General features: G+C 59.8%; 1 protein-coding gene. It reads right to left on the reverse strand.

The genetic code is table 11. The annotated features are described in order from the left end of the window. Positions 1-549: amino acid ABC transporter permease (locus J5M71_RS26440; protein WP_207838422.1), on the reverse strand; the 549-nt coding region annotated here is incomplete at its 3' end. Positions 550-634: the final 85 nt, after the last annotated feature.

A 634-nucleotide genomic window follows, 5' to 3' on the forward strand; every position in this document is an offset into this window, starting at 1 on the left:
GTAGTAGAGCGCGATATAGCTCTTGGTGGTGTAGAGGATTTCCGGCACCGCCACGGCCGAAACCACGGTGGTTTCCTTGAGCAGGAAGATGAAATTGGCGAACAGCGACGGCAGGCTGAGGATGCCCGCCTGCGGCAGGATCACATAGCGCAGCAACTGGCCGTGGGACAGGCCAATCGACCGCCCGGATTCCAGTTGTGCCTGGGGCACCGCATCGACGCCGGCGCGCAGCACTTCGGTGAGGTAGGCGCCGCCGAGAAAAGTCATGGTGATGATTGCCGCAGTGAAACCGGAAACCCGGATCCCCACTGCCGGCAACGCGAAGTAGACGAAGAACAGCTGAATCAGCAACGGCGTGTTGCGCGCCAGCTCTACGTAGAGGCCGACCATTTTCTGCAGGTATGGCGTGCGAAACACCAGAATCGTCGCGTTGAGCAGCGCCACCAGCAGCGAAGTGGCGATCGCAATCAAACCGACCTGCAGAGTCACGCCGACGGCTTTGAGAAAAGCCGGCAGAGTGCTGAGGATAAAGGCGTAGTCGAAAGTCATGAAGCGTCCTGACGCTGCTTGGTAAGCGGCGATGATGCAATCCATGGACGGCGGATGGCCGTCCGGCAGGCACTGACTTTATAGG

Source organism: Pseudomonas sp. 43(2021) (assembly GCF_017490805.1).
Taxonomy (GTDB): Bacteria; Pseudomonadota; Gammaproteobacteria; order Pseudomonadales; family Pseudomonadaceae; genus Aquipseudomonas.